Genomic DNA, 12272 nt, shown 5'->3' with positions numbered 1-12272 from the left:
GGGGTGTGTCCTTTCCAGCATAGGGAGTGTGATGGCGCCCTTGCAGGCGCCAAGTAGCAGCAGCCCTTTAAAAACCCAAAGAGCCTTCTTTGAAGGTTTTGTTGGCCAGCAAATGAATATGGAGATGGAAAACGGTTTGTCCTGCTCCAGCGCCATTATTGATCACCAACCGAAATGCATCACCGACGCCGAGCTGGCGGGCAATTTCCCCGGCTTTTACCATTAAATGCCCCAACAGAGCCTGATCTTCCGCAGTGGCATCCACCAGCTTGGGGATGGACTTGCGCGGGATGATCAACAAGTGCGTGGGGGCCTGCGGCGCTATGTCGCGAATGCAGACACAAAGATCGTCTTGGTAAACAAATTCCGTTGGGATCTCGCCGTCGATGATACGGCTAAATATAGACCGTTCTGCCATGGGGCACGCTCCACTTGATTAAGAGTATTTTTCTTTTTCTTCGAGGGAAATCTGACGGGCTTCGGATTCCAGCATCACTGGAATGCCGTCCCGGATCGGATAAGCCAAGCCGCTCGCAGGACATACCAATTCAGAATTGTCGCGATCATAGACAAGCGGGGCTTTACTGACCGGACAAACCAAGATGGCCAACAATTTTTTATCGATGGTTTCACTCATAACTCAATCCTGTGTGCCCTTGGGCATGGGTTTATCGGCCATGACTAACGCGGGATCCAGGCGCACATCAAACCAATTCATACGCCAATCCAAATGTGGGCCGGTCACCCGGCCGGTCGCGCCCACCTCGGCTATGGCCTGTCCCTGCTCCACCCGCTCGCCCACTTTGACAAGAATTTTGTGCAGGTGAATAAAGGTCGACGAAAGCCCATAGCCGTGATCGACAATCAGCGTGCCGCCGGAATAAAACAGGTCACCCTCAGCTAGGGTCACTATACCGGCCGCTGGCGCGACCACTTTGGTACCGGTCGGAGCCGCTATATCCAAACCGTAGTGTGGCGACCGCGGTGTGCCATTGTACACACGCCGACTGCCGTAAACACCGGTGATTGGCCCCGTCACCGGCCAGATAAAGTCCTGGAGAAAATCCGCACGCTCATCGACGCGACGGCGCGCAGCGTTTACTAATTCGGCCTCGCGTTGAATACGCTCAGTCAATTCAGCCGGTGGCGTTACATGTTTTTCCTCAACGCCGTTTACGCGCTGAACCTTATATTCCCGCTGCACGACCGGTCGGGCGAAAACCGCAGTGGTACCATCGGGCGCGACGACTTCCACTTTCACCTCTTTGGCCGCATCCGGTCCCAGACCGAAAACAAAATCGCCGTTCGGCGTGGTTTTCACTTGCCTGCCATCGACACGCACACCATGTCCCGCAGGAACCTTGCCGAAAATTGTCCCACCTTGCTGCCACTGCCCGCGAAACTCTGGAGTTTGGGCACCCACAGAGTCGGCAACCGCAGCCAAGCCAAGTAAAGTGCAGAACAACGCCTTATAAAAATGTCGTGTCATAGATGTGCCATTGGTTCTCGATGAATTAAAGCGATTGCTGCAATTGCTCCAGCTCTTCGGTTTTTTCCAACCACGCTTCTTCCAATTCGCTTAATTCCTGCCGGATAGTGCCCTGCTCTTTCAGCAGCTTTTGCAATTCGCCGCCGGCGCTTTCGTATAACTCAGGTTGCGCCAGCTTTTCTTCGACCTGAGATAAGCGTTTCTGTGCGGCGTCAATTTTTTGTTCCAACTGTTTAATGGCCTGGGTAAAGGGCTTGAGCTTTTCCCTGGAAGCTGCAGCGGACTGACGCTGCGCCTTTTTGTCGACACTTTTGTCTTCTGTTGTAGGTTTTGCCTCCACCTCTTTCGCGGTGGTTTTTGCGCCGGACATCCACACCTGATAATCCTGCAAATCACCGGCAAACGGCTGGACTTTGCCGGAATCGATCAACCAAAACTCATCAACTGTATTGCGTAACAAATGGCGGTCGTGGGAAACCACCACAATAGCGCCGGCAAATGCCTGCAATGCAACCGTCAAGGCGTGGCGCACTTCCAAGTCCAAGTGGTTAGTCGGCTCGTCGAGCACCAGCAGATTGGGTTTTTGCCAAGCCAGAATCGCCAACGCCAAACGCGCTTTTTCGCCGCCGGAAAAATGGCGAATACATTCAAAAGCGCGATCGCCGCGAAAATCAAAACTGCCGAGAAAATTGCGAATTTCCTGTTCGGATGCACTGGGGCGCAGGCGTTGCAGATGAAGCGCACATGAAGCATCCAAATCCAACGCCTCCAACTGATGTTGGGCGAAATAACCAATTTTCAGATGAGGAGATTCAACACGCTCACCCGAAACCAAAGGCAGACTGCCAGTCAGCGCTTTGATAAAAGTCGATTTACCCGCACCGTTATGGCCGAGCAAACCTATGCGCGACTGGCCGAAGATATTGATATTGACCTGCTGAAGAACTGTTTTTTGCCCGTAACCTATATTGGCTTCCGCAAAATTCAGCAACTGCTGCGGAACACGGTCGGGCTCGGGGAAACGAAAATTAAAGGGTGAATCTATATGCGCCGGCGCAATTTTTTCCATGCGCTCCAATTCTTTTAGGCGGCTTTGCGCTTGTTTGGCTTTACTGGCTTTGGCGCGGAAACGGCGAACAAAATCTTCAATCTCGGCAATGCGCTCCTGCTGCTTGGCAAATGCGGCCGCCTGGTTCGCCAAACGCTCCGCCTTTTGCCGCTCGTACGCGGAATAATTGCCGCTATAGCTGATCAGCCGGGTGTTCTCGAAATTCACGATATTGCCGACCACGTTATCGAGAAAATCCCGGTCGTGGGAAACAATCAACAAGGTTCCCGAATATTGCTTGAGCCACTGCTCCAGCCAAACCGTTGCGTCCAAGTCCAAGTGGTTGGTCGGTTCGTCGAGCAATAATAAGTCTGAGCGGCACATCAGGGCACGGGCGAGGTTGAGGCGAATGCGCCAACCACCGGAAAACTCCGTGACGTTGCGCATGGCGTCAGTAGCGGAAAAGCCCAAACCTCTCAGCAACTTTTGCGCACGGGCATCGGCGGTATAGCCATCAATTGCTTCCAGACGACCATAGAGACGCGCCAACTCCTCGCCATCAGTTTCCTGGACAATAAGGGCTTCCAGTTCGCGAAGGCCTTCATCACCGTCGATGACGTAGTCCAACGCCCGGCGTTCCTGATGCCCGACCTCTTGCGCCATATGGGCCAATATCCAGTCGCGTGGAATGCTCAAGGAGCCGCTATCCGGCTGGAGTTCGCCGAGCAAAAGCTTGAACAGACTGGACTTGCCGCTGCCATTGGCTCCAATGATGCCCCACTTCTGGCCGGGATAGACGGTCAAATCCGCCTTTTCCAGAAGGATCTTGCTGCCCAGTTGCAGCCCCAAAGCTTGTAGTTGAATCATTTACCGCGGCTCGATTTTGAAGATCGCGGATTATAGTCGGAGATGAACGCCAAGCGGCAACCAAAGCCCACATTGGTAACCGATAACGCCAGGCGCACCTTTGATATGGGCTATATTTGATTAATCAGAATACTGGCCAAACGAGACCGGTTAATCCGCGAAACGAGATAGGGTCCCATGACCACGAATTCCCCATCAGACCGCCGCAACACCTTTCGTCTCAACCAGGACGTCATCTTCGACTTCCGCCAAGTCGATACCCATACGGCAGAGCAGTGCGATCCGGAAACTGCCTTCGGCATTGGCGGCGCTATGCAGATGATGACCGAACTGCGGCGCATCGATCGGGAGGCCCAGCAATTGCTGAAAGTCATCTCGGACAAGCAAAGGCTGATCGCGGATTATTTGCAGAAATTGAATCAAAAGATTGACCTGATCGCCCGCCAAAGCATGTTTCCAGCCGGAGCTTCGGAACAGGTGACCCGCCTGAATATCAGCGAGGGCGGAGTGTCTTTTCCCAGTGATCGTGCCCTCTATAAAGGCAACTTTTTGGTTTTGCGACTGATTTTTTTACCCAGTTATACGCCCGTGGTAGTCTTCGCGACAGTGTGTCGCTGCGATAATGAAGGTGACAACCGCTATCGCATCGGAGCTCAGTTTCACAGACTGCGCGAGCAAGACCGCCAAGAAATTGCCCGGCAGCTCATCAAGGCACAAATCCAACATCGCAAACGAGGCAACACCGGAGAGTAACCTATGATCAATCGGACCCATCGCAGCCGCTCCTTGGTTTTAAGCTGCTGTCTCGGCTTATCAACCCTTTTATTGAGCGGCATTTCTGTTGCTGAAACCGTCACTATCCCACTGGGCCAGCAAGGCAAAGCTTGGAATATAGAATCACCGAAGACAGGAATGAGAAAGGATCAGGTAGAAGCGAAATATGGATCCCCTCTGGACAAGAAGGGGCCGGTAGGAACTCCGCCGATCTATACCTGGGATTACGAACAATTCACCGTTTATTTTGAAGGTGACTACGTCATCCACAGTGTGGCCAAAATTCCCCAAAAAAACTGATTGATACAACTTTCGTAAAAGCTTTTTCTTTCCGCCAAAGCTTTTCCGCAAAGCAGATCACCTCTAACCGGCTATTGCCGGTAGAGGCGATTCAGACCGTTCAATGCAGCCACCCGGTAAGCTTCCGCCATAGTCGGGTAGTTGAACGTGGTATTGGTAAAGTATTCGATGCTATTGGCAGAGCCCGGCTGATTCATAATCGCCTGGCCGATGTGGATAATCTCGGCCGCCTCCGCACCAAAACAATGAATGCCGAGGATTTCCAAAGTATCCAGATGGAACAGGATCTTCAGCATGCCGACTTCTTCGCCGCTGATTTGTGCCTTGGCTATATCTTTGAAAAAAGCTCGCCCTACTTCGTAAGGAATCTTGGCCGCGGTCAATTCCGCTTCCGTCTTACCCACAGAACTGATCTCAGGCAAGGTATAAATCCCTGTCGGAGCATCGATGACACGGCGGACAGGCTGGCCCGTTATTGAAGCCACTACAGCACGCCCCTGGTCATAGGACGCGCTTGCAAGGCTTGGCCAACCAATAACATCACCAGCGGCGTAAATGTACGGCTGACTGGTGCGATACTCTTCGTCCACGTCAATTTGACCGCGATGATTCGCCTTCAGACCGACCTTCTCCAATTGCAACTGTTCGGTATTACCGGAACGACCGTTACACCACAGCAGTGCATCGGCTTTGATTCGTTTGCCCGATTTGAGTCGCAGATTCACACCGTGATCCGTTGCCTGCAGGCTTTCAAATTCTTCCAGCTGACGCACCAGCACACCCTTTTCGCGCAAGTGGTAACTCAAAGCGTCAGAAATTTCACTATCGAGAAATTCGAGCAGATGCTCACGTGTATTGATGAGATCAACCTTGACACCCAGCCCGGAAAAAATAGAGGCGTATTCACATCCGATCACGCCCGCACCGTAAATAATGAGCGTGCGTGGGGTGTGGTTCATTTCCAGGATTGTGTCACTGTCATAGATACGCGGATGGGAAAAATCCACATCTTTTGGGCGATAAGGTCTTGAACCTGTGGCGATCAAAATATGCTTGGCGGTAATTTTGTCGATAACACCATAGGGCATTTGCACATCGACTTGATTAGGGCCCGCAAATTGCGCGGTGCCCGAATGGACGTATACCCGGTTCCGCATAAAGTAGGACTTATGCATAGCTACTTTGCGCGGAATGATTTTTTTCGCCGCAGCCAAAATTGTGGGATACGAAATCGGCGGCAAGGATGTCATCTGCAGCACATCAGGCTGTTGGCGATAGTGAACCACCTGCTTTACCGCATGCCGGATTGCTTTGGAAGGAATAGTGCCGCGATGCGTACAGTTGCCGCCCAAACTACCCGAATCATCCACCACACCAACTTTCAAACCACTTTTGGTCGCTGCCATAGCAGCTGCCTCTCCGGCCGGTCCTGCTCCAATCACCAAAAAATCGTAGGTGTAGTCCGCCATATGTCTATTTTCCTCACCACAATGTCATCGAATCGATCCAGGGATCAAATTAAAGTATGTAACCGAAAAATCTATTATTTTTCCGCAGCGTTATAAGCCAGATTTTTCTTCGGAGCAGGTTCCGCTGCAGCAGAGCCACTCTCTTTCTCGCATTTGTTTTTGTCGCCACCGCAGATTTCACATGCCTGCCCCATGCCAAGTGAAGCGATACCACCGCAGGTGCCTTTGATGGGCTTACCGCGAAAAATAACGCCGACAGCCATACCTGCAACTATCAGCAACAAAATAACGAACGTTAAAAATATAGTCGTCATGTTCACCTCTCAACAGCCATTCGAGTTCAAGTTATGCCTCTTCCGCTACTTTGACAACTCGAATCAGCCAATCTCAAAAAGAAAAAGCGAGGCTGCATGTGCAGCCTCGCTTTATCGATAGATCACGAAGGCAAATCAGCTTAGCCCCCGAAATCATCCAGCATGATGTTTTCGTCCTCTACACCGAGATCTTTCAGCATTTTGATCACAGCTGCGTTCATCATCGGCGGTCCACACATGTAGTACTCGCAATCTTCTGGAGCCGGGTGGTTCTTCAAATATTGTTCATAGAGAACGTTGTGAATAAACCCAGTCAGACCAGTCCAATTGTCTTCCGGTTGCGGATCGGACAGCGCGATGAACCATTTGAAGTTTTCGTTTTCCTCTTGCAACTGGTCATACTCTTCCTTGTAGAAAAGTTCGCGCAGCGAACGCGCACCGTACCAGAAGGTCATCTTGCGCTTGGTCTTGATTCGACGCAGCTGGTCGAAAATATGAGAGCGCATTGGCGCCATACCAGCACCGCCACCGATAAACACCATTTCGGCATCTGTATCTTTGGCGAAGAACTCACCGAATGGTCCGTAAACCGTCACTTTATCGCCCGGTTTCAAGCTGAACACAAAAGATGACATTTTGCCTGGCGGAATACCTTGTGATCGCGGCGGCGGAGTGGCAATCCGGATGTTGAACTTCACTATGCCTTTTTCTTCCGGATAGTTCGCCATAGAGTAAGCGCGAATCACCGGCTCAGTAACTTTGGATTCGAGGTTAAAGAATCCAAAACGCTCCCAGTCTCCACGGAATTGCGGCGCAATGTCGAAATCCGAGAATTTCACATGGTGCGGCGGAGCTTCCAACTGCACGTAACCACCTGCACGGAAGTCCACGTTCTCGCCTTCCGGGAGTCGCAAGGTCAACTCTTTAATAAAGGTGGCAACGTTGGGGTTGGATTCCACAGTACAAACCCACTGCTTAACACCAAATACCTCTTCCGACACATGAATTTTCATGTTCTGTTTTACAGGTACCTGGCAGCTCAAACGCCAGCCTTCATTTTGCTCGCGGCGACTGAAATGGGCTTCTTCGGTTGGAAGAATAGAACCACCACCTTCCGTCACAATACAGCGACATTGGGCACAGCTACCGCCACCACCACAGGCAGATGCCAGGAAGACGTTGTTCGCAGCCAGAGTTTGCAGAAGCTTGCCACCCGCGGCGGCTGAAATTGTTTTTTCGTCATTGATAACGATCTGAACTTCACCGCTGCTCACGAGCTTGGCTTTGGCGGCCAAAATAATGACCACCAGAGACACAACGATAGCCGTGAACATCACGACGCCCAGAATAATTTCTAAATTCATACCGAGTCGTCCTCGTCAGGCTTAGAGGGAAATGCCGCCAAAGGACATAAAGCCCAATGACATCAAACCCACGGTGATAAAAGTGATGCCCAGGCCACGCAAGCCTTCGGGGACATCGGAATACTTGAGCTTTTCGCGAACACTAGCGAGCAAAAGAATGGCGAGCGCCCAACCTGCACCGGAACCTACGCCGTAAACAATACTTTCGCCAAAGGTGTAGTCGCGTTCCACCATGAACAAAGAACCACCCATGATTACGCAGTTCACAGTGATCAATGGAAGAAACACGCCCAGCGCGTTGTACAGAGCAGGCAGGTATTTATCCATGACCATTTCCATGATCTGCACGATCGCAGCAATTACCCCAATGAACGAAATGAACGTGAGGAAAGTGAGATCTACACCGGAGACACCAGCCCAAGCAAGAGCATCTTCCTTCAACAAATAGTTCAGAATGAGGTTATTGGCAGGTACGGTAACCGCTTGCACCACAATAACCGCTATACCGAGACCTATAGCAGCGTTGATCTTTTTTGACAGAGCCAAAAATGAGCACATGCCAAGGAAGAACGCCAAAGCCATATTCTCAATAAAAACAGTCCGAACAAATAAACTGAGAAAATGTTCCATTAGGCGATCTCCTGCGTAGTAGTGGAGTTAGGGCCAATCTTATATTCGGGCTTCTCCACCTGATTTTTCTTCCAAGTGCGCAATGCCCAAATCACCAGACCAATAATGAAGAATGCACTGGGAGGAAGCAGCAGCAAACCATTGGGGATATAAAAACCACCATCCGCCGCTGTTGGAAGAATTGTTATTCCAAACCATTTTCCAGATCCGAGGAGTTCGCGAATGGTGGCAACCACCAGCAACAACACCGAGTAACCGAGACCATGTCCGATACCGTCAAGAAAGCTCGGAATAGGTGGGTTTTTCAGCGCGAATGCTTCCGTTCTACCCATCACAATGCAGTTCGTAATAATCAAGCCAACGAACACTGACAATTGTTTACTAACGTCGTATGCCACAGCCTTGAGAATCTGGTCGACCACAATCACCAGTGAAGAAATGATGATCATCTGGGCGATGATTCGAACACTGTTCGGCAGGTAGTGGCGCACCAACGACACAAAGAAGTTGGAAAACGCAGATACCAGTGTCAGGCCAATAGCCAATACCAAGCTGACTTTTACGCTGGAGGTAACTGCCAGAGCAGAGCAAATGCCCAGAATTTGTAAAACAACCGGGTTGTTTTCAAATATGGGTTTGACCAGGAGTTCTTTCGTTTTAGCGCTCATAATCAAGCCTCCCCGTTTTTCAGATTATCGATGAAAGGCTTGTAACCTTTCTCGCCCATCCAGAATTGCAACAGATTCGCGACACCTTTACTCGTCAAAGTGGCACCGGACAAGCCATCCACTTTGTATTCCGCATCGGGCACGTTGGGCTCGACATGACCTTTCACCACGTCAATTTTCACGTCACCGGATTCGGAATAGATTTTTTTGCCGACCCAAAGTGATTTCCATTTCGGATTATCTACCTCACCCCCCAGTCCGGGAGTTTCCTTTTGATCGTAAAAACCAAAACCGAGCACAGTGTTGAGATCTTTATCCAAGGCGATAAAACCGACCATAGTGGACCACAAACCGTAGCCGCGAACTGGCAATATCAGCTTCGAAAGTCCAGAAGAATCATTCACCAGATACACTTTCGCGTATTTTTCCCGGCGAACGATTTTGGCGATATCCTCTTCCGGGGCCAATCTGTCTGACAGTTCCGGCTTTTTCGCTGCAGCCACTTGGTCGAACTTATCGAGATCCGTCACTGCATCGCTGAAGCGCCCAGTTTCGAGATCAACGAGTTTTACATCGATCTGTTTGAACTGCTCTTCAACGGACTGATTGGGCTGGTAAATGCCAGCGATAATCAGAACATTGCGTTTGAAGTCTTGAGTTTTATTCGCCAGCTGGTGCGGCCTCAAAAGAACCGCAGAGCCAGCCACCAAAATAGACGCCACGATACACATGACCAAGGTCACGGTAATGGTGTACTTTGCTGTCTCTTGCTTAGCCACGCGCCAGTCTCCGCTTGATATTGGATTGAACGACGAAATAGTCGATGGTTGGAGCAAACATGTTGGCAAACAAAATCGCCAGCATCATGCCCTCTGGGAACGCAGGGTTAACCACTCGGATGGTAACAACCATAAAGCCGATCAACGCTCCGAACCACCACTTTCCTGTATTGGTCATGGATGCAGACACAGGATCCGTTGCCATAAAGAACAGACCAAGCGCATAACCACCCATAACAAAATGCCACCAGAACGGAACCGCGAACATCGGATTAGAGCTGTCGGAACCAGCCCAGTTGTACACCAAGGTCGTGATGATAGTGCCGATAATCACGCCGAGAACGATCCGCGTTGAAGCGATTCCCGTGATCAGCAGGATGACACCACCGATAGCCAGGGCCAGAGCTGATGTTTCACCAATGGATCCTTGTTCGAAGCCAAGGAACGCATCCATCCAAGTAACATGGCCGGACAGAGCAGTCATGCCTTCTTGCGCAACGATGGAGAGAGGAGTCGCACCACTGTAACCGTCAACAACGGTCCATACAGCATCACCGGACATATCCGCTGGATAAGCGAAGAACAGGAATGCACGACCAACCAATGCTGGGTTGAGGAAGTTTTTACCAGTACCACCAAAAACTTCTTTACCGATCACCACACCAAAGCTGATACCCAAGGCTGCCTGCCACAGTGGCAGGTCCGGTGGGCACGCCAGGGAGAACAGCACGGAAGTAACGAAAAATCCTTCGTTAACCTCATGACCGCGCTTGATCGCAAAGAGGACTTCCCAGAAGCCACCAACAATAAATACCGTGGCGTAGATGGGAACAAAATAAGCAGCACCTAACAGGAAGTTATCCCAAATGCTCGCAGGGTTGTGGCTGGTTAAGGCCGCCACCAAGGCTCCGCGCCAGCCTTCCAGACCAGCTTGTCCCAGTTCTGCCAAAATGGTGTTGGCTTGATAGCCGACGTTGTACATCCCAAAAAACATTGCGGGAAAAGTACACAACCAGACCGTGATCATGATGCGCTTGAGGTCAACGCCGTCGCGCACATGGGATGTGGTTTTGGTTACATCAGCTGGTTTATAGAAAATGGTATCTACCGCTTCGTAAAGCGAGTACCACTTTTCATAACGGCCACCTTTGTGGAAGTGTGGCTCCAGATTGTCTAATAAGCGTCGCAAACTCATGCCTCACCCCTCAAGTTCGATGCGCGTTAAATTCTTGCGCAAAATTGGGCCGTACTCGTATTTCCCAGGACATACGAAAGTGCACAACGCAAGATCTTCTTCGTCCAGCTCAAGGCAGCCGAGCTGCTGAGCAGTTTCAGTGTCACCGACGATCAGAGAGCGGAGCAGCTGAGTAGGCAGTATGTCGAGCGGCATGACTCTTTCGTAGGAGCCCACTGGAACCATGGCCCTTTCACTACCATTTGTAGAGGTGGTGAAATCAAATTTGCCGCCGAGCAACTTGGAAACGTAAATCGACAGAACCGAGAAGTTTTTGAGGCCAGGGCGCAAATAGTGAAGGAAAGTTCGATCCCGTCCTTCGCGCAAAACGCTGACTTGGTTGTGGAAGCGACCGAGGTAACGTACCGCGGCACCGCCAAAACGCCCGCCAAACACTGAGCCGGAAATTACCCGGTTTTCACCCTCTTTTAATTGTCCAGCAGTCAGTTCTTCAAGGCTTGCACCCAAGCGCGTGCGAACCAGACGGGGATTTGCCACTTGGGGACCAGCCAGAGAGATCACTCGCTCAGATGGCAACTGTCCGGTTACAAACAATTCACCAATGGCGATCACATCTTGATAACCGATAGTCCAAACGGTTTTCTTCGCACTGACGGGATCCAGGAAATGAATGTGAGTACCAGCGTTGCCTGCTGGGTGCACTCCGGAGAAAGCCTGGAACACAATATTGCTGCCCTGCCCTTTAGGAAGTTTGGCTTCCGGAGCGTGGCATACGAACACTTTGCCTTCCAACAGACGGGCTATCAGGGTAAGACCGTTGCTGAACGCCTGCGCCTTTTCCGCAATGATCACTTGCGGATCCGCCGCCAACGGATTGGTATCCATGGCTGTCACAAAAATGGAATTCGGGGTTGTATCCAGAGCGGGAGTCTTGCTGAACGGACGAGTGCGGAACGCAGTCCACAATCCGGATTTCACCAGATTGTCCTGCACCGCCTGGCGGTCCAATTTAGCTAATTGATCCTCTGAATACCGGTCAAACTCAACGTAGTCATCGCCTTCGACATCAATTACGAGCGATTGGAAGACTCGCTGAGCGCCGCGATGTATGGCTGAAACAGTACCCGACGCCGGCGCGGTAAACACCACCCCTGGAGTCTTTTTATCACTGAACAGCACCTGGCCACGTTTGACCCTGTCACCCACAGCCACTGCCATCGACGGTTTCATTCCGTGGTAATCAAAACCGATGACAGCAACGCTGCGAACTTTAGGACCATCCTCTATGGTTTGTTTTGGACCGCCGGTAATAGGCAAATCCAATCCTTTACGGATCTTAATCATAGGTTGTTGCCTGATAATGGTTGGAAACTAA

The 12272-nt window shown here is 51.0% G+C and carries 14 protein-coding genes; 2 read left to right on the top strand and 12 right to left on the bottom strand.

Annotated features, from left to right (window positions below; translation table 11 throughout):
• Window positions 1–67 precede the first annotated feature (67 nt).
• Genes DWB84_RS04450 through DWB84_RS04435 form a run of 4 tightly spaced genes read right to left on the bottom strand, consistent with a single transcriptional unit; the run spans window position 68 to window position 3404 of the window.
• A complete protein-coding gene (locus DWB84_RS04450) occupies window positions 68–418 on the bottom strand; it encodes a histidine triad nucleotide-binding protein (RefSeq protein ID WP_187408523.1) in 351 nt (116 codons plus the stop codon).
• 18 nt (window positions 419–436) lie between these two features.
• Complete coding sequence (locus DWB84_RS04445) at window positions 437–637, bottom strand: Trm112 family protein (RefSeq protein ID WP_187408522.1); 201 nt, start codon at window positions 635–637, stop codon at window positions 437–439.
• Between the two features lie 3 nt (window positions 638–640).
• Window positions 641–1489, bottom strand: coding sequence for a M23 family metallopeptidase (locus DWB84_RS04440; RefSeq protein ID WP_187408521.1), 849 nt, complete (start codon window positions 1487–1489; stop codon window positions 641–643).
• A gap of 25 nt (window positions 1490–1514) precedes the next feature.
• A complete protein-coding gene (locus tag DWB84_RS04435; protein WP_187408520.1) occupies window positions 1515–3404 on the bottom strand; it encodes an ATP-binding cassette domain-containing protein in 1890 nt (629 codons plus the stop codon).
• Window positions 3405–3581: 177 nt separating this feature from the next.
• Between DWB84_RS04435 and DWB84_RS04430 the strand changes: the two genes are divergently transcribed.
• Window positions 3582–4157: a PilZ domain-containing protein gene (locus DWB84_RS04430; RefSeq protein ID WP_187408519.1), complete on the top strand. Its 576-nt coding sequence runs from the start codon at window positions 3582–3584 to the stop codon at window positions 4155–4157.
• A 3-nt stretch (window positions 4158–4160) separates the two neighbouring features.
• Complete coding sequence (locus DWB84_RS04425; protein ID WP_255428824.1) at window positions 4161–4478, top strand: hypothetical protein; 318 nt, start codon at window positions 4161–4163, stop codon at window positions 4476–4478.
• Window positions 4479–4549: 71 nt separating this feature from the next.
• On the opposite strand, the gene sthA is transcribed toward DWB84_RS04425, so the two are convergent.
• From sthA to DWB84_RS04385, 8 genes are all read right to left on the bottom strand, one after another.
• Window positions 4550–5947, bottom strand: coding sequence for a Si-specific NAD(P)(+) transhydrogenase (gene sthA / locus DWB84_RS04420; protein WP_187408518.1), 1398 nt, complete (start codon window positions 5945–5947; stop codon window positions 4550–4552).
• Window positions 5948–6021: 74 nt separating this feature from the next.
• Window positions 6022–6261 carry a (Na+)-NQR maturation NqrM gene (gene nqrM / locus DWB84_RS04415; RefSeq protein WP_187408517.1) on the bottom strand — a complete coding sequence of 80 codons (240 nt, stop codon included), beginning with the start codon at window positions 6259–6261 and terminating at the stop codon, window positions 6022–6024.
• A gap of 140 nt (window positions 6262–6401) precedes the next feature.
• On the bottom strand, window positions 6402–7625 hold the full coding sequence (gene nqrF / locus DWB84_RS04410; protein ID WP_187408516.1) for an NADH:ubiquinone reductase (Na(+)-transporting) subunit F: 1224 nt from the start codon (window positions 7623–7625) through the stop codon (window positions 6402–6404).
• Window positions 7626–7646: 21 nt separating this feature from the next.
• The gene (gene nqrE / locus DWB84_RS04405) at window positions 7647–8255 is read right to left on the bottom strand and encodes an NADH:ubiquinone reductase (Na(+)-transporting) subunit E (RefSeq protein WP_187408515.1); all 609 of its coding nucleotides are present in this window, start codon (window positions 8253–8255) and stop codon (window positions 7647–7649) included.
• Window positions 8255–8923: an NADH:ubiquinone reductase (Na(+)-transporting) subunit D gene (locus tag DWB84_RS04400; protein ID WP_187408514.1), complete on the bottom strand. Its 669-nt coding sequence runs from the start codon at window positions 8921–8923 to the stop codon at window positions 8255–8257. Before DWB84_RS04400 ends, nqrE begins: the two co-directional genes overlap by 1 nt.
• A gap of 2 nt (window positions 8924–8925) precedes the next feature.
• A complete protein-coding gene (locus DWB84_RS04395; RefSeq protein ID WP_187408513.1) occupies window positions 8926–9702 on the bottom strand; it encodes a Na(+)-translocating NADH-quinone reductase subunit C in 777 nt (258 codons plus the stop codon).
• A complete protein-coding gene (locus DWB84_RS04390; protein ID WP_187408512.1) occupies window positions 9695–10897 on the bottom strand; it encodes an NADH:ubiquinone reductase (Na(+)-transporting) subunit B in 1203 nt (400 codons plus the stop codon). Before DWB84_RS04390 ends, DWB84_RS04395 begins: the two co-directional genes overlap by 8 nt.
• Before the next feature lie 3 nt (window positions 10898–10900).
• Window positions 10901–12241: a Na(+)-translocating NADH-quinone reductase subunit A gene (locus DWB84_RS04385; RefSeq protein WP_187408511.1), complete on the bottom strand. Its 1341-nt coding sequence runs from the start codon at window positions 12239–12241 to the stop codon at window positions 10901–10903.
• Window positions 12242–12272: the final 31 nt, after the last annotated feature.

It is taken from the genome of Saccharophagus sp. K07, from assembly GCF_014336955.1.
Taxonomy (GTDB): domain Bacteria; phylum Pseudomonadota; class Gammaproteobacteria; order Pseudomonadales; family Cellvibrionaceae; genus UBA5868.
Note: the sequence above shows the minus strand (reverse complement) of the source record. Positions and strands in the feature narration are given on the sequence as shown.